The sequence below is a fragment of the Amycolatopsis nalaikhensis genome, from assembly GCF_030264295.1.
GTDB lineage: Bacteria > Actinomycetota > Actinomycetes > Mycobacteriales > Pseudonocardiaceae > Amycolatopsis > Amycolatopsis nalaikhensis.
Genome location: NZ_CP127173.1, coordinates 4,269,421 through 4,294,605, shown reverse-complemented (window position 1 = coordinate 4,294,605; position 25,185 = coordinate 4,269,421). Strand labels below are relative to the sequence as shown.

At 70.6% G+C, this 25,185-nt stretch carries 14 protein-coding genes; 5 read left to right on the top strand and 9 right to left on the bottom strand.

Going from position 1 to position 25,185, the window contains the following annotated elements; genetic code table 11:
• Positions 1 to 4: 4 nt before the first annotated feature.
• The 3 genes from QP939_RS21245 to rsmI form a co-directional block, all read right to left on the bottom strand.
• Positions 5 to 6,784 (bottom strand): RHS repeat-associated core domain-containing protein, encoded by a 6,780-nt coding sequence (locus QP939_RS21245; protein WP_285458546.1) that lies wholly within the window; start codon positions 6,782 to 6,784, stop codon positions 5 to 7.
• Positions 6,785 to 6,828: 44 nt separating this feature from the next.
• Entirely contained in the window at positions 6,829 to 10,968 is a 4,140-nt protein-coding gene (locus QP939_RS21240) for a LamG-like jellyroll fold domain-containing protein (RefSeq protein WP_285458545.1), read from the bottom strand.
• Positions 10,969 to 11,161: 193 nt separating this feature from the next.
• Positions 11,162 to 12,001, bottom strand: a complete 840-nt coding sequence (gene rsmI, locus QP939_RS21235) for a 16S rRNA (cytidine(1402)-2'-O)-methyltransferase (RefSeq protein WP_285458544.1) — start codon at positions 11,999 to 12,001, stop codon at positions 11,162 to 11,164.
• A gap of 68 nt (positions 12,002 to 12,069) precedes the next feature.
• On the opposite strand from rsmI, the gene QP939_RS21230 reads away from it, so the two are divergent.
• A complete protein-coding gene (locus QP939_RS21230; RefSeq protein ID WP_285458543.1) occupies positions 12,070 to 13,638 on the top strand; it encodes a dolichyl-phosphate-mannose--protein mannosyltransferase in 1,569 nt (522 codons plus the stop codon).
• Positions 13,639 to 13,745: 107 nt separating this feature from the next.
• Here the strand turns inward: QP939_RS21230 and QP939_RS21225 are convergent, their stop codons facing one another.
• Positions 13,746 to 14,459 carry an AraC family transcriptional regulator gene (locus QP939_RS21225; protein WP_285459808.1) on the bottom strand — a complete coding sequence of 238 codons (714 nt, stop codon included), beginning with the start codon at positions 14,457 to 14,459 and terminating at the stop codon, positions 13,746 to 13,748.
• Positions 14,460 to 14,541: 82 nt separating this feature from the next.
• Between QP939_RS21225 and QP939_RS21220 the strand changes: the two genes are divergently transcribed.
• Positions 14,542 to 15,111, top strand: a complete 570-nt coding sequence (locus QP939_RS21220; protein WP_285458542.1) for a class I SAM-dependent methyltransferase — start codon at positions 14,542 to 14,544, stop codon at positions 15,109 to 15,111.
• A gap of 43 nt (positions 15,112 to 15,154) precedes the next feature.
• Here QP939_RS21220 and QP939_RS21215 read toward each other — a convergent pair whose 3' ends face one another.
• Positions 15,155 to 16,906: a serine/threonine-protein kinase gene (locus QP939_RS21215; RefSeq protein ID WP_285458541.1), complete on the bottom strand. Its 1,752-nt coding sequence runs from the start codon at positions 16,904 to 16,906 to the stop codon at positions 15,155 to 15,157.
• Positions 16,907 to 17,092: 186 nt separating this feature from the next.
• Between QP939_RS21215 and QP939_RS21210 the strand changes: the two genes are divergently transcribed.
• The gene (locus QP939_RS21210; protein WP_285458540.1) at positions 17,093 to 18,964 is read left to right on the top strand and encodes a propionyl-CoA synthetase; all 1,872 of its coding nucleotides are present in this window, start codon (positions 17,093 to 17,095) and stop codon (positions 18,962 to 18,964) included.
• Positions 18,965 to 19,029: 65 nt separating this feature from the next.
• Complete coding sequence (locus QP939_RS21205) at positions 19,030 to 20,595, top strand: beta-N-acetylhexosaminidase (protein WP_285458539.1); 1,566 nt, start codon at positions 19,030 to 19,032, stop codon at positions 20,593 to 20,595.
• 33 nt (positions 20,596 to 20,628) lie between these two features.
• Here the strand turns inward: QP939_RS21205 and QP939_RS21200 are convergent, their stop codons facing one another.
• The gene (locus QP939_RS21200; RefSeq protein ID WP_285458538.1) at positions 20,629 to 21,231 is read right to left on the bottom strand and encodes a TetR/AcrR family transcriptional regulator; all 603 of its coding nucleotides are present in this window, start codon (positions 21,229 to 21,231) and stop codon (positions 20,629 to 20,631) included.
• Positions 21,221 to 21,904 (bottom strand): MOSC domain-containing protein, encoded by a 684-nt coding sequence (locus QP939_RS21195; protein ID WP_285458536.1) that lies wholly within the window; start codon positions 21,902 to 21,904, stop codon positions 21,221 to 21,223. Before QP939_RS21195 ends, QP939_RS21200 begins: the two co-directional genes overlap by 11 nt.
• 53 nt (positions 21,905 to 21,957) lie before the next feature.
• Here QP939_RS21195 and QP939_RS21190 point away from each other — a divergent pair, with 53 nt between their 5' ends.
• Positions 21,958 to 23,316 carry a M20 family metallopeptidase gene (locus tag QP939_RS21190; RefSeq protein WP_285458535.1) on the top strand — a complete coding sequence of 453 codons (1,359 nt, stop codon included), beginning with the start codon at positions 21,958 to 21,960 and terminating at the stop codon, positions 23,314 to 23,316.
• Here the strand turns inward: QP939_RS21190 and QP939_RS21185 are convergent.
• Together QP939_RS21185 and adh are read right to left on the bottom strand one after the other, a co-directional pair.
• Positions 23,285 to 23,653 carry a DUF779 domain-containing protein gene (locus QP939_RS21185; protein WP_285458534.1) on the bottom strand — a complete coding sequence of 123 codons (369 nt, stop codon included), beginning with the start codon at positions 23,651 to 23,653 and terminating at the stop codon, positions 23,285 to 23,287. The genes QP939_RS21190 and QP939_RS21185 overlap by 32 nt on opposite strands.
• The gene (gene adh / locus QP939_RS21180; RefSeq protein WP_285458533.1) at positions 23,653 to 25,176 is read right to left on the bottom strand and encodes an aldehyde dehydrogenase; all 1,524 of its coding nucleotides are present in this window, start codon (positions 25,174 to 25,176) and stop codon (positions 23,653 to 23,655) included. The genes QP939_RS21185 and adh overlap by 1 nt, the downstream gene beginning before the upstream one ends.
• Between the last annotated feature and the right edge of the window lie 9 nt (positions 25,177 to 25,185).

Genomic DNA, 25,185 nt, shown 5'->3' with positions numbered 1-25,185 from the left:
GACGCTAGCGGCGTCCTCTCGGCATACTCCGCCCACCGTAGTCGTCAGGATCAGGCAAGTGATCGAAGATGTTTCCGATCGAATCTTCACTCGGGCAGCCGCACGGCAACTTGGTGTGCACCTCGCCTGTTTCCAGGTCGACCATCACATCAGGGTTCGAGCGCGCCCCGCCAAGCTTCCCCTGTCTCTTCACACTGTGAATCGCATCCTTGATATCACGCACGCTGTGACCGGTGGCTCTGGCGATTCTGGATTCCTTGTCGACGAACTTCCCAGCCGGTCGCTCGTAACCTTCACCGCAGTTGTGGACAAGCAGTGAGACAGCGCCTGCCAGCACGTAGTAGCTGTGAACCGAGTCCACCGTGAGGTCGTAGACGGGCGCGTCGTGCCGGAAGTGGCGAACCGCCTTGACAGCGACCCCAGCACCCTTCGCGGAGCGCAGGTGATCACCGGGTTCGAGCGACCCGACCGGAACCCAGTCGCCGACCTCTTCCAGCCAGACGGGGTGCCAGTCCGTCGCTACGAGGGAGCCGCCCGACTCGAAGGTGATCTCAGTGCGCTCGTACTCGTCGGTGTGAACGAGTGTTCCCACGACCCTGTGCTGCTCGACCGTGCCCGTCGCCGGGTCAGTCGACTGGACCACGTCGCCGTCGTGGACCTGCTCGATCGGCTTCGACGTCCCGTCCGACAGAAGGATCCGCGTGCCCGCGACAAAACTGTGCTTCAGACAGCCTGGAGCTACGTCTTTCGCACTGCTTTCCGCAGCACCTGCGGCCTCAGCACCCTTGGCCTCTTGGGCCCCGTGGGCCACCTCCGAAGCCGCCCGCTCGGCATCCGCCGCAGCGTCGGCGGCCCTCTCCGCGTCGACCAGGACCTTCTCCGTGTCGACGATCACCTTCTCGGCCTTCTCCACCTCCTTGCCGAACGTGATCAGGGCCTTCGCGCCCTTCCAGAAGTCCGCGATGATCTCGCCGGCCTTCAGGATCTTGCCCCACGGGATGAAGTTGATCACCGTCCGGACACACGCGCCGAACGCTCCCAGCGTCACGCAGTCCTTGATGTCGTCCCAGCCGATCAGCCCCTTGATCAGCTCGCCCGCCGCGTCGACGAACACGTCCCACTTGGACTTCTTCACCACCGCCTGCGCGTCGCGGTACGCCGCCTGGTCGACGTTGTGCTCCGCCAGGTACCTGTCGCGGGCTCCCTTGCCGTTGTGGGCGTCGATCTCCGCGTCCGTGTGGTGGCCCACCACGTTGCAGCTCTTGTTCCACGAACAACCCACTGCCTGCGGCGTGCCCGGATTGCACAGCAACCCGTCCGACCCCATCGAATAACACGCCGACAGACCACTCGGGTCCGACTCCGTCGCCGGGGAGTTGTTCGCGTACGCGTACGCGTTCAACGTCTGCGGCAAATCCGGCGTCAACACCGGGTCCACCTTCGTGAACCGGCCCGTCACCGGGTCGTAGTCGCGCGCTCCCAGGTGCGTCAGGCCCGTTGTGTCCTGGTAGCCGCCGACGAACCCGTGCTTGTCCGGCCACGTCGACGTCTGCGCGCGCACGTTGCCGAACGGGTCCGTGTACCGCTGGTTCGGCTGCAGCGTCCCCTGCGTGATCGACAACCCGTTCGTGCCGTGCAAGTCCCCCAGCATCCAGCGCAGACCCGACGTCCCCACCCGCTCGGCCACCTGCGTGCCGCCGTGTGCGTAATAGCGGATCGCCGTCGACGCGTGCGTGCCCGCCGTCTGGAAGACCTCCAAGTCCCCGATCGTCAGCGTCACGCCCGTCGGGTCGCGGGTGATCAAGCGGTTGCCGTCCGCGTCGTACACGTACGAACTCGTGCCGGTCTTGTCCGACGCCGTCGCCGTGCGGCCCTCCGCGTCGTACGTGTACGTCTGCGTGTCGCCGCCGACGTTGCGGGTCTTCACCGAGCCCGTTTCGTCATACGTATAACCGGCTGTTGCCGTGCCGGTCGGGCCCGCCGTGTCCGTCTGCGTCAGCGCGTGCGGGCGCACCGCCGTCGCCCCCGAGGCCGGGTACGTGTACGTCGTCGTCACGTCGCCCGCCGTCTTGTGCTCGACCTGCGTTTTGCGGTTGCCCGTCTTGTCGAACGTGTACGACTTCCAGTACGGTGCCGCGCCGCCCAGTGCCGTCGCCGACTTCGCCGTCGAACAGTCCGCCGACGACGGCGTCCACGCCTCCGTCATCCGCTGCAGGTAGTCGTAGTCGAAGCACTGGACGTCGGCCGTCGCTCCCGACGGTGTGTCCGCGATCTTGCGGACGTTGCCCGCCGGGTCGTACGTGTACGTCCGCTTCGTCAGCTCCGCGCCGACCTGCGTCTCGCGGCTCACCGTCGTCGTCTGCGCCCGGCGCGTGACCTCGTCGTACGTCTGGGTCACGCCGACGTTCGCCGCCGACGTCGCGCTGTCCAGCTGCAACGTCGACATCTCGTTCAGCGACGTGTACCCCGTCGACGACACCAGGTCCGTGCGCGCGCCCGTCGTCGAGTCGAGCGCGTACGTCGTCGACGGCAGGCCGAGGTCCGTGTACGAGCGGACGATGTGCTCCTGGTGCAGGTTCCCCGCCGCCGGGCTCACCGTCTCCGCGACCGCGCCCGTCGCCGTGTACTTCGTCGAGAACTCGAACGTCCCCTTGAGCGCGTCCTGCGACGCCGGGACGTCGACCGCCGTCTTGGTCGGCCTGCTGAACGCGTCGTAGGTGACGACGCGGTTCGTGTACGCGTCGGTCCCGTCCCACCGGGTTGACGACGCGGGCAGCCCCAGCCCGTGCAGCACCGTGTCGTACGTCCACGCCGCCAAAACCGGTCCGGTGTCCGAATCCTTGTTCTCGCGGACCTTCCGGCCGAGCGTGTCGTAGGTGTAGACGAGGGTCTGGCTCCGGGCGTCCGTTGTGGACTTGAGCTGCCCGGCCTGGTCGTAGGCGAACGTCGAGCGCCCGGCGTCCGGGTCGTTCTGCTCGATCTTCCGCCCGCGCAGGTCGTACTTGGTCGACCAGACGTTGCCCGACGAGTCTTGCACGGACGTCATCGCGCCCGCCGCGTTGTAGGTGTAGTTCGTGACGTCGGCCGGGTTGGCCGCGCCCGGCGTGTAGCCGTTGGTGTACTGCAAGCGCTGCGCCGTCTGGCCCTGCGCATCGGTGACCACTGTGGATGGTGAACCGCCCGCGGGCGGGATCGTCGTCGTGCGCTCACCCTCGTAGCGGGTGGTCGTCCGCCACTGCTCGACACCCTTCGACATCAGGATCGACGCCGTGGGCCGCGCGCGCCGGTCGTACTCCGTCACCGTCTGCGACATCACCGTGTTGTCCGCGGCCGAGACCAGTGTCGCGTTCGGACCCGACGCGTCGTTGTAGTACGGCGCGTTCGTCTTGAACTGCAGGCCGCGCGAGTCGTACAGCGTGTCGGCGATGATCCGGCCGCCGCCCTGGGCCGGGACCTGGGTCTGCCGGGTCCGGCCGAGGCCGTCGTAGATCGTGTACGCGTCGGTGTACTTGCCCGTGTCCTGCAACGTCTTCGTGCGGACGAACGTCGGGGTCGTCTGGTTCCCGCCGTACTCGAACGTCGCCGACGCGGTCTGGCTGCGGAGCCGCCCCGGCTTCCAGACGGTGGTCTTGCGGCCGAGCGCGTCGTAGTCGATGTCCGTGCTGACGCCGTTCACGTCGACCGACGTCGTCGGGTTGCCGCGCGCGGGCTCGAGGGTCGTCGTCGACGTCCAGCCGAGCGGGTTGGTCGTCTTCGTCTGGGTGACCGGCCCGCCGGTCTCCGGGACGAACGCCGTCTTCGACACGTTGCCGAACACGTCGGTCGACTCGGTTTCGCGGCCGAGGTCGTCGTAGGAGTTCTTGGCGGTGGCGACGTAGTGCTTGCCGTCGGCGTCCCAGGTGTCGAGCGTGTCCTGCTCGGTGATGTCACCCTTCGTCGGCGGCTGCCCGACGGCCTGGTGGTCGTAGGCGACCTTGACGTCGGTGATGCTGTTCGCCGCGGTCTGGGTCCCGGCGCAGGTACCGCCGAACATGACGACCGAGCTCGACCGGTCGAACATCCCGGCCGTGTTGGCGACGTAGGTCGTGTTGGTGCAGGTGTCGTCCGACGGCGTCGACGTGTCGCCCTGGTCCTCGACCTGGGTCGTCATCCCGTTGTCGTCGAACTGCTTCTTCACCAGCGTCCGGCGGTAGGTCTTGCCGTCCGAGAGCAGCGTCCGGCCGCGGACCTCCTTCGTGTCCAGCATGTACGCCTTGAGGCGCCCGTCCGCGCTGGTCGCGGTCGGGCCGCGCTTCCACGGCTCGTTGACCGTCGCCGAGTCGACCGTCTTGCCGTCCTCGAGCTTCGTCCGCGACTCGCGCACGAAACCCTGCAGGAAGTCTTCGTCCACTATGGACCCGCCGTCGGAGTCCGTCACCGACACCTGCCGGGTGCCGGACGGCAGGTGGTCGCCGTCCATCCCGCGCAGGTACAGCGATTCCGTGACGGTCTGGGTCTTGCCCGGCGCGCCGATCGACGTGGTCACCACGTTGTAGCCGCGCCACTGGTTCCAGGTGCGGCGGTCGTCCGGGGTGAACTGGCTGTCGTCGTAGTGCCAGGCGGCGGTGTCGATCGGGTAGTCGTAGTGGGTCTCGACCGGCACCGAGCCGCCGGTGAGGTCCTCCTCCTTGACGTCGACGACGACGTACTTGTGGAACCAGTCCAGCACCGGGTCCTTAGACGCCGGCGGGCTCCAGTACGACGCGAAACACCGGTAGGTGTCGGTCTCCGGCGACGCGGGCATCTTCACGCCCGGCACGCAGTCCTGGGCCGAGTAGGCGACCGTGATCCGGCCGCCGGTCTCGGTGCGGATCTCCTTCAGGCGGCTGCGCGTGATAGCCGCGTACTGGTCGTTCAGCGTGTCGACGCGGTTGGCGAAGACGTACCGGTCGAACAGCGTCGGCGGCAGGGTGATCGGCGTGGCGCCCGCCTTGCCGGTGTGCGTGATCGAATTCAGCCACGGCGCGGGCGGCGCCGCGTCACCCGAGCCCGGGTACGACTGGACGAGGTCCCACTGGTCGATGTCGTGCGGCGTGGTGCCGGTGAGGTACTGGGTGCGGACCGCCGTGAGCCGCTTGCGCGTGAAGAACGCGGGTGCGCCGTAGTCGCAGGTCGCGCCCTCGGCGCAGATCTGGTCGAACGGGACGTCCGGCCAGTGCGCGGCGTTCGCGGCGGTGAGCTTGTCCGGCGCGCAGTCGAAGGACGCGTCCGGGATGCAGCGCTCGGCCGTGTCGAACACGACCTGGTTCGACGGGCTGGTGCCGTAGACGCTGCCGTTCACCAGGCGCAGGCCGTACTCGACGCGCAGCGGGTAGCCGCCCGCCACGTACGAGGTGCCCGCCGAGGTGACGTTCAGGTTCAGGCCGTAGGAGTTCTTTTCCGGCTGGTAGTAGTAGCTGCTGACGTTGCCGTGAGGGTCGACGGAGTAGTCGAGGTTCCACCGCCACGCCTGCTGGCACCACGAGTGCGCGAAGTCGTTGGCCTGGTAGCAGTCTTCGCCGTCGTTGTTGCCGAACACGGGCACGGTCCACGCCGACTGCGTCTCCGGCTTGCCGGTGGTCCAGCCGGGCAGGTGGTTGAGGCCGAAGTAGTACTGGGTGCCGTCACCGGTCGTGACGCGCCAGTGCTGGCCGTGGGAGACGCCGTTCTGCGCGCCGGTCAGCAGCTCGACCTTGGAGCCGTCGTCGCTCTTCGGGCGCCACAGCGTGTCGCTGACCTTGATCAGCTGGGTCGAGCGGCCGCCGAGCACGAGCGACGCGTTGTCCGGGCCCCAGCACTGGTCACCGGTCTTGGTCTGGCCGTTGTTGCCGCCCAGGTCTTCGCTGCAGCCCTTGTAGTGGCGCTCGATGAACCCGCCGGGCGTGAAGTCCCAGCCGTCGCCGATCCACGACGCCTGATTGTTCGTCGCCGACGTCAGGCCGTCGATGCTGCCCGAGGAGTAGCTCAGCGCCAGGTTCGGGGCCGCGCCGTTGGGCGCCTTCGGCGTCGCGAACGGGTAGCTGTAGGAGAAGTCGCCGCCCGAGCCGCCGGCGGACCAGTCGCCCGCGGCCGAGAGCGGCATCGCCGTCGTCGAGCCCGCGGAGCCGGACGACGCCGCCGCGGCCGCGAGCACCTGGGTCTGCTGCGCGCCGGTGGTGACGTCGGCGGTCACCTGGCGCGTCTTGGCGTCATTGGTGGAACCCGCGATGGGCGTGCGCTCGCGGCACTGCGGCTTGTCCGGTGTGGACAGTGCGCAGGCGGGCAGGGTGAACAGCCGCAGCCGGTCGCTCCAGCCGCCGCCGAACGCGTTCGCGAACCCGCTGTAGTCCAGCGCGACCTTGACCGGGCCGTCGGTGGCGCCGGTGACCGACAGGACGACGCCGTCGAGGCCGAGCGCCTCGGCCGCCTTGTGGTCGGCGACCTTGACGTGCACCTTGGCGGGCTTGGCCGCGACCCGGTCGAGCCGCACCGGCGAACCGGCGGCCCGCACCTGCCGGGCGGCGGGCGCGAGGTCGACGTCGGTGTCGGTCGCCGCGGGCCAGACGGGCGCCACGACCGGCGGCGTGCCGTTCGCGATCGCGGGCAGCTTCCGGGCGGCGACCGGGCTGACCGGGACGCTCTTCTCCTTCTGCCCCGGCGGGACCGACCAGTTGCTGCCGGGTGTCACGGGTGCGGCCAGTGCCGTGCCTCCGGAGCCGAGCATGACGACCGCGAGCACCGCCGCGGTGACTCTGGATGACCGGCCCAGCCGGGCAGTTCTGCGCATGACGAACCTGTCCAATCGTGCGAACGCGAGGAGGGAGCCGGCTGTTACGGGTGGTCGAGGACGACGTCGGCGTTGATGTGCTGCATGTCGAGCAGCCCGGTGTACAGGCGGACGCCGCGGAGGTCGCCGTACCAGTGCCCGCCGTGCTGCCCGGCCCACTCGGTGGCGCCCAGCAGCAGCCCTTCGAGGGGGTCGGCACCGTTCCAGCCGGTCACGTTCGGCTGGCAGTTCGGCGTGTACTGGTACTCGTCGGTCGCGGCGTAGAGGCACGCCGTTTTCGTCACCGCGTCGTAGGTACCCGTCAGGTGCGTCCACTCGTTGTTCACCACATCGGCGGGCGAGAGGACGAAGTACGCCTGCGGTGACGCCGGCGTCGCCGTCGACGTCGGCAACGTCCACTGCCAGCGCGGGTGGTAGACGCCGGAAGCGTCCTTCGTGTCCGCGTTGTAGCCGAGCATGTACGGCGAGAACGTCGCCGAGTCCACCGACACGGCCTGCCGTCCGGGCCGGTCAACGCCCCCGCTGGACGGGTCCGCCTGGGCCGCGGCCGCCGCGTCCTCGGCCGTCCACCGGTGCTTCACCCAGGCCTCGACGGTGAAGCTCCGGTCGCTGCGGAGGTTCTCCGGCCGGGCGCCGGTCAGCTGGCCGGTCCACGAGTTGTCGAACCGGGCGACGTTCGCCCCGGCGTCGTCGGTGGTCATCGTGACCCCGCCGGCCGGCGTCAGCGCCGAGCCGCTGACCCCGTCGGCCGTCGAACCGTCCAGCTGGACGTTCGCCCGCAGCACCGCGGTGTTCGCGAGCCCGGCGATCTCGGCGGCGGGCAGCGCCCGGTCCCAGACCTGGACCTGGTCGATCGATCCGTTGTAGACGCCCAGGTCCTGGTCGGCCACCTTGCCGACGGTGAACGGGCCGGTGGCGCGCCACACCGTTCCGGCGGCGATGTTCACTTCGCCGGCCAGCACCCCGTCGAGGTAGAACCGTTCCTTGCCGGTCACCGCGTCGTAGGTCCCGGTCACGTGCGTCCAGACGCCGACGTGGCCGGTGATCGGCCCGGTCGCCCACCGCCACCCGGCGGCGGTCGGGTCGGCGGTGTCGGTGGTGCTGACCCCCAGCCCGATGGTCGTGTCGGACATGCTGAGCTGGAAGGCGTTGCCCTTGGTGCCCATCTGCCCGGCCAGCGTGTAGTAGTTCGCGTCCTTCGGTTTCACCCACGCGGAAACGGTGAAGCTCTGCGAGCTGTCGACGACCGGCGCCGACGTCGTGGCGTAGCCGGGTCCCTGGTCGACCAGGCCCTGCCCGCTCCCGTGCCCGATGGCGTCCTCGGTGGCGGACTGGCCCGCCGAGTCCGAATACCCCGGCCCGTACGCGACGTTCTTCAGCGTCAGCGTGTTCTCGGTGCCGGTGGCGTCCTTCGGGTCACCGTCCAATGTGTACTCACGGATGGCGGGCAACCCCGTCGGGACGCCAGTGGCGCCGTAAAGCGTGCCGACCTCGGCCGCGGTCAGCGCCCGGCTGAACACGACGGCTTCGTCGAGGCCACCCTTGAAGAGGGAGCCGCGGGCCCCGGCAGACTTGGCGGCACCCAGGACCAGCGGGCCGGTCACGTTCGGCGCGGTGGCCGAAACCGTCTGCTGGAGCGCCCCGTCGACGTACAGCGACGCCGTGTGCGCCGCGGCGTCGTACACGCCGGTGAGGTGGGTCCACGTCGCGGCCGAACCCGCGGCCGACGACACGGCCGATGTCACCGTCGGACTGGCGACGTCGGCGCTGCTCAGGCTGAACGCCCACTTGCCGGTGTCCAGGTACTGCAGGGCGAACCCGCTGGTCTGGTCGCCGTCCTGGGACAGCACGGCCCGCTTGCCGGTCAGGTCGGCGGCGTTCACCCAGGCCGAGACGGCGAACGACTTCGTGGTGTCGACGATCCGGGTCGGCGTCGCGAAGTAGTCCCCGGCCTGGCCGGAGAGCGCGGCCGCCTGGCCGAGCTTGCCCGCGGCGAAGGCACCCGTGCCCGCACCCGCGTAACGCAGGCCGCTCACCTGCGACCGGCCGTCACCCTCGAACTGCCACGCCGCGACCGGAGCCGCGGCGTCCTTCACGGTGAACGCGTAGTCGACGCGCGTCGACGGCGTCTTCGCCCGGTTGCACGCCCACGCGCTGAGCACGTGCGGACCCGAAGTGCCCGGCGCGATCGCCGCGGTGCCGGGCCCGTTGAACGCCGGGGGTTTCACGGTGCCCGCCTCGGTGCCGTTGCAGCTCGGCGCGGCCGTGTTGTCCAGCTTCCAGACGTAGTGGTCCACCGTGGTCGGCGAGTTCGCCACCGTGAAGGTGAAGTCACCGGCGCGGCCGGGGCCACCGCCGTACGCACCCGCCGGGTACGTCTGCGAGGCCACGCCCGGCGCGGCTGGCGGAGTCAGTTCGACTTCGACCTCGCACGGCACCGCCCACGACGTCTCGCGGCCGTCCGTCGCGTGGACGTCCCACGAGTAGAAGCCGTCGGCGTTCATCTGGGTCTTCGGCAGGGTTGCGGCCGCGTTCCGGTTCGCCGTGTTCGGGTCGCTGACGATGTTGTCCGAACCCCACTCCGAGCCCGTCCAGGTGTAGCTGCCCGAGGAGACGAGTCCCTTGTAGACGCGGAAGCGGGCGTCCAGCGCGTAGCCGTCCGGGTCGGAGACGTTCGCGCGGGTGATGTACCCGGTGCTCGTCGGCCCGATGACCGGCCGCGAAGCGCCCATGACGCACGGGTAGGACTGGGTTCCGTTGAAGAGCGCGAGGTTCTTCGGCTGGTTGGGCGGCGAGTTGTAGGTGACCGAGAACCCGACCTGCGTCGAGTACCGCTTCCACGTCGCCTGGTTGTTCTCGTCCGGCGACACGATGCCGAACGTCCACGTCGGCGAGCTGATCGCGCTCCGGATCGTGCTGGTGATGTCGAACCCGACGTTGGTCGGGCAGCCCGCGACGGTCGCGACCGTCTGCCACCACGGCGGGCCGCTGTTGAACTTCAGCCCGGAACTGATTCCGCCGGCCCAGACGATGTTGTTGCTCGCCGAGCAGTTGCCGGGGTTGGTCAAGCTCAAGGTGAGCTGGGCCCCGTAGATGAGTTTCCCGGACAGCCCGCCGAGGTTCATCTCGACGAAGGAGCGCGCCGTGACGAGGTGTCCGCTGCAACTCGAGTTGGTGTCGTAGAAGTACCCCGCGCGGAGGTTGTCGTCGCTGTCCCAGACGGCGTCGCCGGGCGTCTTGCCCGAGCCGCAGGCGTACTGGACCAGGTAGTGGTTCCGGCCGCAGGCCGTGCAGTAGTTGTCGTGCCAGGTCGGGTCGATGTAGACGGGGTAGACGGTGTCGGCTCCGGTGAGCAGCGCCTGGTCCGGGGTCAGCGTCAGCTTCGCGCCGACGAGGTCTTCGCCGACCGCGGCCTTCCGCCCGCCCGGCGCCGGGCCGCGGACGAAGTCACGGCCGTCGGGGTCGAAGCCCGAGGAGTCCCACATGGTCGCGGGCGGCGCGCTGAACTTCTCGACGCCCTTCGCGTCGCGGACGCGCAGAGTGCCGTCGGCGTCCTTCGCGAGGGTGCCATTCGCTACCGGCACGCCGAAGCCGAGCTTCGCGACGCTCTTCGCGGCCGCGGGCGTCTTGACGACGACGACTTCGTGCACCGTGTCGACGTCGACCTGGACCCGCAGGTCGACGCCCGGCAGCACCTCGGGGTAGGTGGCCATCGAGCCGTCGACGACCGGCTCGGGAAGCACGCCGGGCCAGTCGAACCCGGCCGTCGTCCCGTCGCGGTCCAGGCGCAGGAGCGGCTGCGCGCCGACGGCCTTCGTCGTGCGCTGCTTGCCCGCGGACAGGGTGATCCCGGTCGTCGCCGCCTTCGGGGCGAGGACGCCGTCCTTCGCCGCGAGCGTCGAGTCCGGGGTGGTCCACCCGGTGCCCTGCTTGACGCGCACCGGGCGCAGGTGCTGGGTGCGGGTCAGCGTGCCGTCCGGGTTCGCGAACGTCTCGGTGGCCTCGGTGGTCTGGTCCATGACCTGGACGCGCTTGCGGCCCTGCCCGGCGTAGCGGGCCGCGGTCGCCTCGTCGGGCGCGGTGTCCGGCACCTGCGCGACGGTGTCGGCGGCGGCCGGCGCCGGACGTACGAAGGCCGTGGCGGGGATGATCCCGAACGCCACGGCCAGCACGAGGAAAAGCACAGCACGTCTGGATCTCAGCCGCGAAGAACGCACAACGGAAGCCACGCGAAGATTCCCCTCACTCCGCGACCGGTCCACCCCCGGTCGCGCCCAGCAAAACGATTGCTGATGATCGGGTCAGGTGGAAGCGGCCGAATGGCTTAATTCCGAGCTCACACGCGACCAACCGTCCAAACCGGACATTTCGCGAGGTTCAGTTCGCTTTCCGCGCGGCCAGCACCGCGTCGTAAAGCTCCTTTTTGGACACTCCGGTCGCCTCGGCGACCTCCGCCGCCGCGGACTTCAGGCGTTCGCCCGCCGCCACCCTGGCCGCCACCTCGGCCACCAGGTCCGGCACCGAGACCGCGCGCGGGGCCGCGCCTTCGAGGACCACCGTGATCTCGCCGCGGACGCCGTCGGCCGCCCACTCCGCCAACGACGCGAGCGAACCGCGCTTCACCTCTTCGTAGGTCTTCGTCAGCTCGCGGCACACCGCGGCCCGCCGGTCCCCGCCCAGCGCCGCGGCCGCGTCCGCCAGCAACGAGCCCAGCCGGTGCGGCGACTCGAAGAACACCGCCGTCCGCGGCTCGTCCCGCAACGCCGCCAGCCACTTCGCCCGCTCACCCGGCTTGCGCGGCGCGAACCCCTCGAAGCAGAACCGGTCGCACGGCAGGCCGGACAACGCGAGCGCCGTCGTCACCGCGGACGGGCCGGGCAGGCACGTCACCGGGATCTCGGCCTCGACGCACGCCGCGACCAGCCGGAAACCCGGGTCGGACACGCTGGGCATCCCGGCGTCCGTCACCAGCACCACCGACTCGCCCGCGCGCAGCGATTCGAGCAGCTTGGGCAGCCGCGCCGTCTCGACGTCTTCGTAGAAGCTCACCACCCGGCCGCGCGGGACGACCTCCAGCGCCGCGGCCAGCGACCGCAGGCGGCGCGTGTCCTCGGCGGCCACGACGTCGGCCTCGGCCAGCGCTTCGGCCAGCCGCGGCGACGCGTCGCGGACGTCGCCGAGCGGGGTGGCGGCGAGGATCAGACGGCCCTGGGTCACCGGGCCAGCCTAGGCTGATCAGCGGATCCCCACGACGCACGCCCCGCCTCGCCCGTAGGATCGCCCCCGTGACCGCCGTGCTGACCCGTCCCGACGACGAGAGCGTCCGGCCGGACCCGGTGGAGGCGCTCCGGCCGCCCACCGACCGCGAAGTGACCCTGCTCGGCCGCGGCATGCCGACCGACCGGCTGCGCGGCTGGGTCGTCACGATCGTGCTGACCGTCATCGGCGGCATCGTCCGCCTGCAGAACCTCGGCGTCCCGACCGACAAGGGCAGCCCGGTCTTCGACGAGAAGCACTACGTGCCGCAGGCCTGGCAGATGCTGCGCAACGGCGGTTACGAGGACAACTACGGCTACGAACTGGTCGTCCACCCGCCGCTGGCGAAGCAGCTGATCGCGATCGGCGAGTGGCTCTTCGGCTACAACGGCTGGGGCTGGCGGATCATGCCGGCGCTGGCGGGCACGTTGATCATCTTCCTGGTCGTGCGCGTCGCCCGGCGGCTCACGCGCTCGACGCTGCTCGGCGCCATCGCGGGCATCCTCGTCATCAGCGACGGCGTGCTGCACCTGCAGTCGCGGATGGGCATGCTCGACATCTTCATCGCGCTGTTCGTGTTCGCCGCGTTCGCCTGCCTGCTGGTCGACCGCGACCAGGTGCGCGAGCGGCTGGCGACGGCGGTGCGCGAGGGCTGGGTCAACGAGTCCGTGTGGGGCCCTAAGCTGGGATTCCGCTGGTGGCGGTTCGCGACCGGGCTGATGATCGGGCTCACCTTCGGCGTCAAGTGGTCGGCGCTGTACTACATCGTGGCGTTCGGCCTGCTGTGCGTGTTCTTCGACGTCGCGGCCCGCCGCGCGGCCGGCGTCGAGCGGCCGTGGCTGGGCACGATCCGCCGGGACGTGCTCCCGGCGCTGTGGGCGATCCTGCTCGTCCCGTTCCTGATGTACCTCGGCGCGTACTGGGCGTGGTTCGCCAGCGAGACGGCGACCGACCGGCACTACACGGAGATCAAGGACATCGCGCCGGGCATCTGGTCGTGGGTCCCGGCGTCGCTGCGGTCGCTCGCCGACTACACGGGCAACGTCCTGCACTTCCACGAAACGCTGGTCACGCCGAAGGACAACCCGCACCCGTGGGAGTCGAAGCCGTGGACGTGGCCGATGGGGCTGCGCCCGATGCTCTACAGCTACAACGGCGAGGCCACCGGCTGCGGCGAGGCCCGCTGCGTCAGCGCGACGATGCTGATCGGCACGCCGGCGATGTGGTGGCTGGCGATCCCGATGCTGGCGTGGTCGGCCTGGCGCTCGATCTTCCGCGCGGACTGGCGCTACGCGGCGGTCCTGGTCGGCTACCTCGGCGGGTACGTCTTCTGGTTCACCAACATCGACCGCCAGATGTACTTCTTCTACGCGACGCCGTTGGCCGCGTTCCTGGTGCTGGGGTTGACGTTGTGCCTCGGCCAGATCCTCGGCAGCGCGCGGCGCGGGTTCGAGAGACGCGGCACGGGGTTGCTGGTGGTGTCGTTGTACGTCGGGCTTGTGGTGGCGAACTTCGCCTGGCTGTGGCCGATCCTGAACGGCATCGCGATCACGAACGGCCAGTGGGAAGCCGAGCGCTGGCTCCCCTCCTGGCGCTGACCCAAGCGCCCCAATGTGGCCTTGGTTGCGTCTTGCGCACCGAAGGCCGCCTTGGTTGCGTCTCACGCACCGAAGGCCACATTGGGGCGCTTGAAGCGCAGCCGCGGTCAGCCCGCGAAGTACGCCCCCGGCGTCACGCCGACCGCGCGCCGGAAGGCCGCGACGAACGCGCTCGCCGAGCTGTACCCGACCCGGTACGCCACCGTCTCCAACGGCGTGCCCTCGGCCAGCAGCGGCAACGCCGCACGCAACCGCACCTGCGTGCGCCACGTCCCGAACGGCATCCGGCACTCCCGGACGAAGATCCGCGCCAACGTCCGTTCCGCCGCGCCCACGTCATGGCCGAACTCCGCCAGGCTTCGCGCGTCCGCCGGGTTCGCGAGCAACGCCGTCTCCACGTCGAGCGCCCGCGGGTCGGCCGGGGACGGCACCACGATCGGCACCACGTCGAGGGGCTCCAGCAGGTCGAACGCCACCGCCTCGGCGCGCAGGCGGGCCGCCGGGGCCACGCCGTCCCCGGTCAGGTACTCCAGCAGCTCCCGCAGCAGCGGCCGGACCACCACCATCCGCGGCGACGGCCACGACACCGGCGACAGCGCCGGGTCCGCGTAGATCCCGCGCAGCGCCGCCCGGCCGAGCGCGCCCGTGCGGTGGCAGACGCCCGCCGGGATCCAGAGCGCGCGCGTCGGCGGCAGGACCCAGCCCGCGTCGCCCGACTTGACCGCCACCACCCCGCGGGCCGACCAGACCAGCTGGTGCACCGGGTGTTCGTGCCACGGGAACCACGTGCCCGCCGGCAGGTCGAACTCGCCCAGCAGCATGGCGCCGATTTGACCGGTTCGCGACATCGGTTGTCAGGGTATCGGCTACCGGCCAGGATCAGGCCGAAATAGCGTCGGACGAATGCCGATGAACCTCATCCACCGCAAGATCTGCAGCTCCGCGAAGTGGGCGGACACGGTCGAGGAGCGCCTGACGCCATGGCTGGCCAAGCGCGACCTCGGCGACGACGTCCTCGAGATCGGCCCCGGCTTCGGCGCCACCACGAAGGTGCTGCTCGACGTCGTCCCGAAGCTGACGATCCTGGAGATCGACCCCGCGTCGACCGCGCTGCTGCGGGACGAGTTCGGCGGCCGCGCCGACGTCCACGAGGGCAGTGGCGCCGAGATGCCCTTCGCGGACGGCCGCTTCTCGGCGGTCGTCTGCTTCACGATGCTGCACCACGTCCCGACGACCGCGCTGCAGGACGCGATCTTCGCCGAGGCCGCCCGGGTGCTGCGGCCGGGCGGGACGTTCTGCGGCACGGACAGCCAGCTCAGCTTCCGGTTCCGCCTCCTGCACCTCGGCGACACCATGAACGTCCTCGACGCCGCCACCCTGCCGGGCCGTCTCGAGCGGGCCGGATTCGAGCAGGTCAAGGTGAAGACGCGGCCGAAGGAGCGGGTGGAGTTCGGGGCCGTCAAGCCGTCGTGAGTGTTTAGGGCGGTTAGAACCGCCCTAAACACTCACGACGCGGCTAGCGGCGGGGCAGCTGGCTCCCCGGCTGGCGGGGCACGACGCGCGTCACCGGGCCGTCCGCGGACTTGCCCGCCCGCGACAGCCAGCCCTCGACCTCGCGCCGCACCGAGTTCAACGTCGGACGCCGACGCGGCTCCGGGTCCAGCGACGCCGCCAGCAGCCGTGCGTGCGCACTCCGCTGCGGCAGCCGGGACACCGGCTCCGCGCGGGCCGCCGCCATCAGGGCCGCCATCGGCGTCTCGCGGGTGCCGCGCGGGGGCTGGCCGGACAGCGCGTAGCTGATCGTCGCCGCCAGCTGCCACGCGTCCGACGCCGGGGAGGCCACCGCGCCCATCGCCTGCTCCGGGGCGACGAAGTCGGGCGTGCCGATCATCATCCCGGTCGCCGTCATCTTCGAGTCGCCCTGGCTGCGGGCGATGCCGAAGTCGATGAGGTGGGCCAGGCCGCTCGGGTCGAGGACGATGTTCGACGGCTTGATGTCGCGGTGCAGGACGCCCTTCTCGTGCGCCGCCGCGAGTGCGCCCGCCATCGTCGCCCACAGACGGCCGGCGGCGACGTCGTCCAGTGGGCCCTGGCCGTCGACCAGCTCGGCCAGCGGACGGCCCTCGAGGTACTCCATCACCAGCGCGAGCCCGTCCGGCTCCTCGACCAGGTCGTACACCTTGACGCAGTTCGGGTGGCTGACCACGGCCAGCGCGCGGGCCTCGCGCTGCATGCGCTCGGCGGTGTCGCGGTCCGGCGCGTGCGCGATCTTCAGCGCGACCGTGCGATTGAGCTGGGTGTCGACGGCCTGCCAGACCGTGCCGAACCCACCCGCGCCGAGCTGCTTCATCCGCCGGTAGCGGCTGCCGCCGGCGTTGCGCGAGCCGGGCGGCGGCGGGATCGGGCCGGGTGCCGCGGCCAGCGCGCCCGCCATCGGCGGCGGCTCGGGCGCGGACGCCAGCGCCGTCTTCGGGTACGGCTTGTTGACCGGTGGCGGAGGCGGGGGCGGCGGGGTCGGCCGCGGCTGGACCTGCGACGGCGGCGGCCGGTGCGGCTCGGGCTCCCGCCGCGGCGGGGCGTCCGGCCGGTTGATCACCGACCACGGCGGCGGCCCGACCATCGCGACCGGGATCAGGCCCAGCACGCTGAACGGCAGGAACCCGAGCCAGAAGTGCAGCGCGGTGTTGGCCTCCATGCCGACGCTGAAGGCGACCATCGCGGCGAACGGGATCCAGAAGAACCGGGACGGCCACTTCGGGCCGCGGCGGAACGCCGTGCGGCCCTGCAGCATCACGAAGAGCAGCGAGCCCGCCCACAGCACGATGAAGCCGAGCAGGTACACGAAGAACGGGATGTCCTTGCCGTTCTGCGAGGACAGCACGTCGAAGACGGTCTGCCCGCCGCCGAGGTAGTCCTTCTGGCTGTCGACCCAGCAGGAGCCGCTGGCCAGCGTCGACGCCTCCGCGCCGAGCCCGGACGGCTGCCCGGCCCACGCCGCGCGGAAGACCCCCGAGACGCCGTTGGACAGCAGCCACGGCAGCACCAGCGTGCTGACCAGGCCGATCGCGCCGAAGACGCCCAGCGTGGTCGCGTCGTAGCGGTTGCCGGTGCCCTTCCGGATGATCGACACGGCCAGCGCGCCGATCGGCGGCAGCAGTGCGACGAGCGCGCCGGCCGCACTCGTGGCCCAGACCCAGTCGCCGGGGCAGAAGCCCGGGCCGAACAAGGAATGGGCTAGCGAGAGCAACGCGCTCGCGAGTCCGTTCACCGACGGGCTCCCCTCACTGTCCGTGTTCTCTTCGTACCGTCACGCGGTGTTTTCCCGCGGTCCAGCTTAGGACGCTCGCGGCCGCCGTGAGGTTGCCGGGTCTCCAGCCTGCCCGGAATCCGGCGGGCCCGCCGCTCCCGCGCCATGATGGGTCCCGGCGGGACATTCGACGCGAAGGAGCGGGGCATGGGCGCGTACTCCGAAGCCCATCGGCGGAGCCTGGCCGAACCGGACGCGTTCTGGCTGGAAGCGGCACGGAAAATCACCTGGACGAGGCCCCCGGAACGGGCCCTCGACGACGCGAACCCGCCCTTCTACCGGTGGTTCCCCGACGCCGAGCTGAACACGTCGTACAACGCGCTCGACCGGCACGTCGAGGCCGGGCGCGGCGGCCAGGCCGCGCTGATCTGGGACTCTCCCGTGACCGGGCGAGCTCGCACCTACACCTACGAGGAGCTGCGGGACACGGTCGCGCGCTTCGCCGGGGCGCTCACCTCACTGGGCGTCACGAAGGGTGACCGCGTGATCGTCTACCTGCCGATGGTGCCGGAGGCGGCGATCGCGATGCTGGCCTGCGCGCGGATCGGCGCGGTGCACTCCGTGGTCTTCGGCGGGTTCGCGCCGAAGGAGCTGGCCGCCCGGATCGAGGACGCGAAGCCGAAGGTGATCTTGGCCGCTTCCTGCGGCATCGAGCCGACCCGGGTCGTCGAGTACAAGCCGATCATCGAGGCCGCGCTCGGGATGACCGAGCACCAGCCCGACCACGTCGTCGTGCTGCAGCGCGAGCAGGCCCCGGCCCAGCTGACGTCGCGCGACCGCGACTGGCGTGAGCTGGCCGCGAGCGCGGACCCGGCCGACCCGGTGCCGGTCGCGGCCACCGACCCGCTCTACATCCTCTACACGTCCGGGACGACCGGGAAGCCGAAGGGCGTCGTCCGCGACACCGGCGGCCACGCCGTCGCGCTCGCCTACTCGATGGACGCCGTCTACGACATCCACGCGGGCGACATCTGGTGGACGGCGTCCGACGTCGGCTGGGTCGTCGGGCACTCCTACATCGTGTACGCGCCACTGCTGGTCGGGGCGACCACAGTCATGTACGAGGGCAAGCCGGTCGGCACGCCGGACGCGGGCGCGTTCTGGCGGGTCATCGCCGAGCACGGCGTCCAGGCGCTGTTCACCGCGCCGACCGCACTGCGGGCCGTCAAGAAGGTCGACCCGGACGCCCGCGAGCTGGCGAAGTACGACCTCAAGCAGTTCCGCACCCTGTTCATGGCGGGTGAGCGGCTCGACCCCGAGACCTACCACTGGGCGCACGAGAAGCTGGGCACGCCGGTGATCGACCACTGGTGGCAGACCGAGACCGGCTGGCCGATCGCGGCCAACCCGCGCGGCCTGGAGCCGATGGAGGTCAAGGCCGGGTCCGCGACCAAGCCCGTCCCCGGCTGGGACGTCCGGATCCTCGACCAGGCGGGCGAGGAGCTGCCCGCCGGGCGCGAAGGGGCGATCACGGTGAAGCTGCCGCTGCCGCCCGGCTCGCTGCCGACGCTGTGGGGTGACGACGAGCGCTTCCGCGAGGCCTACCTCTCGCGCTACGAGGGTTACTACCTCACCGGCGACTCGGGTTACCTCGACGAGGACGGCTACCTGTTCGTCATGGGCCGCACCGACGACGTCATCAACGTCGCCGGGCACCGGCTCTCCACCGGTTCGATGGAGGCCGTGCTGGCCTCGCACCCGGCCGTCGCCGAGTGCGCCGTGATCGGCGTCGCCGACCAGCTCAAGGGCCAGCTGCCGCGCGGGTTCGTCGTGCTGAAGGCGGGCGCGGACATCCCCGGGGCACAGCTGCGTGAAGAGCTGGTGGCCATGGTCCGCCGGGACATCGGCCCGGTCGCCGCGTTCCGTGACGTGTCCATTGTAGACGCGTTGCCGAAGACGCGGTCGGGCAAGATCCTGCGCAAGACGATGCGGGCGATCGCCGACGGCCGGGACGAGCCGGTGCCGTCCACGATCGAGGACCCGAACGTGCTCGAGGCGATCCGGCAGGCCCTTCGTTAAGTACTGTTCCAAATGCACCGGCTGGTCTGTACCTTTGAGAGGAGTCCCCGACCGGAGGTGCCCCGATGCGCTTGTCCAGAGCCGTCTTGACCGCGGTTGTCGTGAGTCTCGCGGCGGTCGCCATGCCCGCTTCCGCGACCGCGGCCCCGGCCGCCCCCGAACGCGGAGTGACCGACGTCGTCCCGGCGCCCGTCTCGGCGAAGGCCGACCCGAAGAGCGACTTCCGGCTCACGCCGTTCACCGTGATCGCCGCCGACCGCGGTGCCGGCCAGGTCGCGGACTACCTGCGCGGGCTGCTGCGTCCCGCCACCGGCTACCCGCTGCCGGTCGTGCCGCACGCCGTCGGCCTGCCCGCGATTTCCCTGCGGCTGGGCCACGACGCCCGGATCGGCACCGAGGGTTACGAACTGAAGGTCGCCCGCGACGGCGTCACCCTGACGGCCAACACGGCCGACGGGCTCTTCGAAGGCGTCCAGTCGCTGCGGCAGCTGCTGCCGTCGGCGATCGAGGCGAAGCGCGTGCAGCACCGGACGTGGACCGTCGCCGGCGGCACGATCCTCGACTACCCGCGCTTCGCCGATCGCGGCGCGATGCTCGACGTCGCCCGGCACTTCTTCAAGCCGGACCAGGTCAAGCTGTACATCGACCAGATCGCCCAGTACAAGGTCAACACGCTGCACCTGCACCTGGCCGACGACCAGGGCTGGCGCATCGAGATCAAGAGCTGGCCGAAGCTGGCGACGGTCGGCGGGCTGACCGCGGTCGACGGCGACCCGGGCGGCTACTACACGCAGGCGCAGTACAAGGACATCGTCGCGTACGCGGCTTCGCGGCACATCACGGTGATCCCGGAGATCGACATGCCGGGCCACACGAACGCGGCGCAGTCGACGTACGCGGAGCTGAACTGCGACGGCAAGGCCGTCCCGGTCCGCACCGACACCGAGGTCGGCTACAGCTCGCTGTGCATCTCCTCGCCGATCACGTACAAGTTCGTCGAGGACGTCGTCCGCGAGTTGGCGGCCATCACGCCCGGCCCGTTCCTGCACATCGGCGGCGACGAAGCGCACTCGACGCCGCCCGCGGACTACCTCGCGTTCGAACAGAAGGTGCAGCCGATCGTCGCCAAGTACGGCAAGCGGGTCACCGGCTGGCACGAGATCGCGAAGTCGAACCCGCCCGCTTCGGCCGTCCCGCAGTACTGGGACTTCGGTGGGGACAACGCATCGGTCGCGGCTGCGGCGGCGAGGGGCAGCAAGATCCTGATGTCCCCGGCGAACTACGCGTACCTGGACATGAAATACGACCCGTCGACCCCGCTGGGCCAGGACTGGGCGGCGCTGATCGAGGTCCGCAACGGCTACGACTGGGACCCCGCCTCCCTGGTCACCGGCGTCGGCGAAAACCAGGTCGCGGGCGTGGAAGCCCCGCTGTGGACGGAGACGATCCGCACCAGCGACGACATCGAGTACATGGCGTTCCCGCGCCTGCCAGGCATCGCCGAAATCGGCTGGTCCCCGCGAGCCACCCACAACTGGGACGCCTACCGCACCCGCCTGGCCAAACAGTCCCCCCGCTGGACGGCACAGGGAATCAACTTCTACCGCTCCCCGCAGGTGGACTGGCGCTGACGCTCGTGAGTGAATAACAGTGTTAGAACACTGTTATTCACTCGCGAGCCCCAGGCGAGCGTGGATGGCTCGGCGGGCCAATTGGTAGGCCGTGGGGTCGGCGTTCAGGACGGCGTCCGCGTTGGCCGCTCGGCCCAGTGCGTGCAGCTCGAACGCCAGGACCTCGGGATCCGTGTCCAGGTGGCCCAGGGCGACCGCGTCGCGGCAAGTCTGGCGGATGAACGCCGCGAACGAGCCGCTCGCCGACGCCACCGCGTCGTGGACCCGGCCGGGGCGCGCGTCGAACTCCGCGCCGACGTTGAAGAAGAAGCACCCGCCCGGGAAGACTCGCTTTTCCGAGTAGTCGAGCCACTTCTCGCAGATCGCCCGCAGCCTCGGCAGGCCCGGCGGGACCGCCCGAGCCGGGGTGGTCACGTGCGACGCGAAGATCTCCAGCGCCGCCTCGATCGTCGCGAGCTGCAGCTCTTCCTTCGAGCCGAACAGCGCGAACACGCCGCTCTTGCTCAGCTCCAGCTCGGTGGCGAGCCTGCCGAGCGACAGCCCCTCCAGGCCGTCCACCGAAGCGACGTCGACCGCGCGGCGCAGGACCAGCCGCCGGGTCGCGTCGCCGCGGGCGATGCGGCCGTCACCCGGCACGCCGCGCCCGCCAGCGGTCCACAGTGGACTGGACGCCGTCGCGGTAGGACGCCGAGAGCGCGGGGGCCGCCAGCACGCGGTCGGCGAGCTCCAGCGCCGCCTCGACCTTGTCCTCGGGCAGCTGCCCGTAGTTGGCGAACGAAATGAGGTACACCTCGGTGATCGTCGGGCCGTCCGAGCGCTCGGCCAGCTCGATCGGCCCGGACGTCGGCACCGTGCCCGGCCGCAGCACGCGCAGGTACCAGCCGCTGCGCCCGGAGTCGATCATCAACGGCGTGACGTCCTTGCGGCCGGTCTTCATCGCGAGCTTGAAGCACGGCTGCCGCGGCTGCGAGACCTGCACGAGCGCGTCACCCCAAGCCCAGACGTCCCCGATCCGGACGTCCTCCTCGGTGACCCCGCGCAGCGACACGTTCTCCCCGAAGTCGGCGACCGAAGCCTCGAAGCCGTCCGCCGCCCAGGCCGGGTAGTGCTCGGCGGGATAGACGTAAACGGCTTTGTCGACCCCGCCGTGCACGGTGAGGTCGGCCTGCCGGTCGCCGTCGAGGTTCAGCTCGGTCAGGGCCAGCTCGGGCGCCGTGACCCGCGTCTTGGTGATCGCGCTCAGCACCGGCCGCTCCCGGCGGTACCCCAGCACACTCGGCTCTCCCACGTACACGCCCGCAAGCTCCATGGGGAGAAGATAGCACGACCGTTCGTTTACTTTCCGGCATCTAGGCTGGCGGCATGGATCTGCTCGGCAAGGCCCGCGCCCACGTCGACTCCGGTGCTTTCTTCGCCGAACTGGCCACGCTCGTCAGCTACCCCACGGTGAGCGACGCGCCCGAGGGCCGTGTTGCCATCGAGGCCTACCTCGACGAGGTCCTGACACCCAGGCTCAAGGCCCTCGGCTGTGAGGTGACCACGCACCCGAACCCGGACCCGGCGGGCGGCCCGTTCCTCGTCGGCGTCCGCACCGAAGGGGATGACCTGCCGACGCTGCTCTGCTACGGCCACGCCGACGTCGTCGGCGAAGCCGGGCAGTGGCGCGACGGGCTCGACCCGTGGACGCTCACCGCGGACGGCGACCGCTGGTACGGCCGCGGCACGGCCGACAACAAGGGGCAGCACCTGATCAACCTCACGGCGTTGCGGCTGCTCCTCGAAGAGCGCGGCACGCTCGGCTTCAACCTGAAGTTCCTCTTCGAGACCGGCGAGGAGATCGGCTCGCCCGGGCTCACGGAGTTCGCGGCGCGGCACCGGAACCTGCTCGGCGCCGACGTCCTGATCGCCTCCGACGGCCCGCGCCTCGACGCGGCGACGCCGACGCTGTTCCTCGGCGCCCGCGGCGGCGTCCGGATCACCCTCGACGTCGACCTGCGCCCGGACGCCTACCACTCCGGCAACTGGGGCGGGGTCCTGCGCAACCCGGCCGCGACGCTCGCCGGGGCGATCGCGAGCCTGGTCGACGGCCACGGCCGCATCCAGATCCCGGAACTGCTGCCGCCGGAGCTGCCGGACACCGTGCGCGCGGCGCTGGCCGACGTGGTCGTCGACGCGTCTGACGAAACCTGGGGCGACCAACGGCTGACGCCCGCCGAACGGCTCTACGGCTGGAACACCCTCGAGGTGCTCGCGCTCGGCGCGGGCGACCCCGGCCGCCCGGTGAACGCGATCCCCGGCCGGGCGCGAGCGGTCCTGCAACTGCGGTACGTCGCGGGCACCGACGTCGGCGCCGTCGCGCCCGCGATCCGCGAACACCTGGCCACCCGCGGCTTTCCGATGGTCGGCGTCACCGCCGACGCCACCTTCCTCGCCAGCCGGACGCCGGTCGACGACCCGTGGGTGAGCTGGGCGCGACAGGCTCTCGACGGCGTCGCCGAGAAGCCCGTCACGCTGCTGCCGAACTTCGGCGGCGGCCTGCCGAACCACGTCTTCACCGACGTCCTCGGCCTGGCGACGCTGTGGCTGCCGCACTCCTACCCGGGGTGCCTGCAGCACGCGCCCGACGAGCACCTGCTCGCCCCGGTCGCCCGGGAGGGGCTGGCACTCGCCACGGCCTTGTTCGCCGCCGTCAGTTCAGCGCCGCCGATTCCTCGTCGGTGAGCAGGCGGGAGCGGATCAGGAAGCGCACACCTTCGGGCGCCTCCAGGGAAAACCCGCTCCCGCGCCCGGGCACGACGTCGATCGTCAGGTGCGTGTGCTTCCAGTACGCGAACTGCGGCCCCGACATCCACACCGGCACGTCGTCGATGCCCTCGACCTCGAGGTCACCCAACAGCACGTCCGACGCGCCGGTGCGGAACTCCCCGGCCGGGTAGCACATCGGGGCGCTGCCGTCGCAGCAGCCGCCGGACTGGTGGAACATCACCGGCCCGTGGAGCGACACCAACCGCCGCAGCAGGTCCGCGGCGGCCGGTGTCAGATCGACGCGCTCGGTCATCAGAAGAACCCGAGCGCCTGGTCGGAGTAGGAGACGAGCAGGTTCTTCGTCTGCTGGTAGTGGTCCAGCATCATCTTGTGCGTCTCCCGGCCGATGCCGGAGGCCTTGTAGCCGCCGAAGGCCGCGTGCGCCGGGTAGGCGTGGTAGTTGTTCACCCAGACGCGGCCCGCCTGGATGTCGCGGCCGGCGCGGTAGGCGACGTTGCCGTCCCGCGACCAGACACCGGCGCCCAGGCCGTACAGCGTGTCGTTGGCGATCTTGAGCGCGTCGGCGTAGTCGTCGAACTTCGTCACCGACACGACCGGGCCGAAGATCTCCTCCTGGAAGATCCGCATCTTGTTGTCGCCGGCGAACACCGTCGGCTCGACGTAGTAGCCGCCGGACAGCTCGCCGCCGAGGTCGCTGCGCGCGCCGCCGGTGAGGATCTCGGCGCCCTCCTGCTTGCCGATGTCGATGTAGGACAGGATCTTCTCGAGCTGGTCGTTCGAGGCCTGCGCGCCGATCATCGTCTCGGTGTCGAGCGGGTGGCCCTGCTTGATCTTGCGGACGCGCTCGACGGCGTCGCCGAGGAACTTGTCGTAGATGCCGGACTGGATCAGCACCCGCGACGGGCACGTGCAGACCTCGCCCTGGTTCAGCGCGAAGAGCGCGAAGCCTTCCTGCGCCTTGTCGTAGAAGGCGTCGTTGGCCGCGGCGACGTCGTCGAAGAAGATGTTCGGGCTCTTGCCACCGAGCTCGACGGTCACCGGGATGATGTTTTCGCTGGCGTACTGCAGGATCAGCCGCCCGGTCGTCGTCTCGCCGGTGAAAGCGATCTTGCGGACGCGGTTGCTGGAGGCGAGCGGCTTGCCCGCCTCGACGCCGAAGCCGTTGACGATGTTGACCACGCCGGGCGGGATGAGGTCGCCGATGAGCGACATCAGCACGTGGATCGACGCCGGGGTCTGCTCGGCCGGCTTGAGCACGACGGCGTTGCCCGCGGCCAGCGCGGGGGCGAGCTTCCAGACCGCCATCAGGATCGGGAAGTTCCACGGGATGATCTGGCCGACGACGCCGAGCGGCTCGTGGAAGTGGTAGGCGACGGTGTTCTCGTCGATCTGCGAGATGCCGCCCTCCTGGGCGCGCAGGGCACCGGCGAAGTAGCGGAAGTGGTCGATGGCCAGCGGGATGTCGGCGGCGAGGGTCTCTCGGACCGGCTTGCCGTTCTCCCACGACTCGGCGACCGCGATCGCTTCGAGGTTCTGCTCCATCCGGTCGGCGATCTTGAGCAGGGTGTTCGCGCGTTCTTCGATCGACGTCCGGCCCCACGCGGGCGCCGCGCCGTGGGCCGCGTCGAGCGCCTTCTCGACGTCGTCGGCGTTGCCGCGGGCGATCTCGCAGAACGTCTTCCCGGTGACGGGGGTCGGGTTCTCGAAGTACTGGCCGCTCGCGGGCGGCACGTACTCGCCGCCGATGTAGTGGTCGTAGCGCGGTGCGAAGCTGACGACACTGCCTTCGGTGTTCGGTGCGGCGTACTGGGCCATCTTCCCTGC